We start from the raw sequence: 1,481 nt of genomic DNA, 5'->3' as shown, positions 1-1,481 counted from the left end.
CAGCGCGCAATCCCTTCTGGACGCTGTGTCGGCAGCGGAAGTGCTAGCCGGTGCATCCGGTCCTTCCAAGCGGTCCATTCACGGTTGCGGCGCCACATCTCGAAGTCCGCCCCCATGCTCGTGGCGGCCAGCTCCTGCCACGCTGCTTGGAAACTCGTACGGGCTTCGTCGAACGTCTCGTCAATGCCGCTGCGGTGCTCACCGGATCAGAGCCGGGATAGAAGCCGCTGGACCAACTCCACTGCGGGGCCGAGTCCGGGACACCGGCGCGGCGACCGATAACGCCGACACGGATGTCGCCGAAGAATATCAGCCATGTCTCGCGGTGTGGATCATCTTTGCTGCGGCGACGGGTGACAGCGGGCATGCTGCGATCAAAGCGGCGCACGACCTTGCTGGCAAATTGTCAATCCCTCGTGGATCAGGTCGTCGCGCGACCACCGTCAGTCGTGGCTGTGAATAGGTATGGATGCCGGAAGATCTCAGAGAGTGTCTGCCATGTGGGCGAACCTCGGGCGGAGGTCGAAAAAATGGCTTGGGGCTCACGTCTGCTGAGCCCCCAACAGCGGTATGAAAGCGAACATCGGTTGGCCCAACTGCTCTAGTTCTTTGCGGATGTAGTCGCGATGCGCGAGGTGAGTTATCAGTAACTCGCGATATGTATCCAACACCTGAGTTGCGAGTTCCGTAGGATGACCGCCGCGCCCCAGCACGTCGATGATCTCGATCTGGCGGGCAATATGACGTTCTCCCAGCGCAATATGCCGCTCTGCGTCCGCCAAATGCGCCAAGGTCATCCGGAGGTCCATTGGGGCAAGTATACGCCCGGAACCGGGACAGCGGAAACCAAAAATCTTAACATGCGTTAGGAGGGGATGATCGAACGAACCCTAGCGGAAGTCCTCGATGAACGTGCCGCGCGCGCGATTGAGGAGGCCCGCTCCCTCATTGCGGAACGCAAGCGACTGATGGATGAGTTGACTGCAAACTACCGGCACAGGTACGAAGCGGCGCGGAAAGCCCTGCAAGGCGTTCAGAAAACTGAGGCCGAACTCGTTGCCAACGCTCGGCGATGGTTTTCTGGAACCTAGCTTGACGTTTTACGTGCCGACAAATTTTCTTGCGCCTCCTCGGCTCTATGAGTCCTTTCCGCGCGCGACTGATGGCTGCGAGTGGCTTCCTCGCGAGCGCGGCTCGCGGTCGCTATCACCCGCTCATTCCACCAGCGCGCCAGCGCAATGCTTTGGTCCACTTGGCGTCGGATCAACTCGCTATCACGGATGGCTCTGTCGGCCCGTTCTAGTAGCTTGTCCATTCCCCTAAAATCAGAGCAGGGGCAAATCGTTCCGGCAAGTTAGGAACGAGTAACGCTTGGAACGCAGACGCCCGCGAATGTCCGTTGAGGGGGGCGGGTTCAACTCATCGCCGCAACACATTCTGCGAACTTCTCAGCTGGGGTTTGAAAGAGCAAGGTCTTTCGT

The 1,481-nt window shown here is 59.5% G+C and carries 2 protein-coding genes; one reads left to right on the top strand and one right to left on the bottom strand.

The annotated features are described in order from the left end of the window. Window positions 1–542 precede the first annotated feature (542 nt). The gene (locus tag SO139_RS46160; protein WP_449381922.1) at window positions 543–797 is read right to left on the bottom strand and encodes a hypothetical protein; all 255 of its coding nucleotides are present in this window, start codon (window positions 795–797) and stop codon (window positions 543–545) included. Window positions 798–875: 78 nt separating this feature from the next. Between SO139_RS46160 and SO139_RS46155 the strand changes: the two genes are divergently transcribed. Further along, complete coding sequence (locus SO139_RS46155) at window positions 876–1,091, top strand: hypothetical protein (RefSeq protein ID WP_449381923.1); 216 nt, start codon at window positions 876–878, stop codon at window positions 1,089–1,091. The last annotated feature ends 390 nt before the right edge of the window (window positions 1,092–1,481 follow it).

The sequence above is a fragment of the Bradyrhizobium sp. UFLA05-89 genome, assembly GCF_059803475.1.
This window is presented reverse-complemented; position numbering and strand designations above follow the sequence as displayed.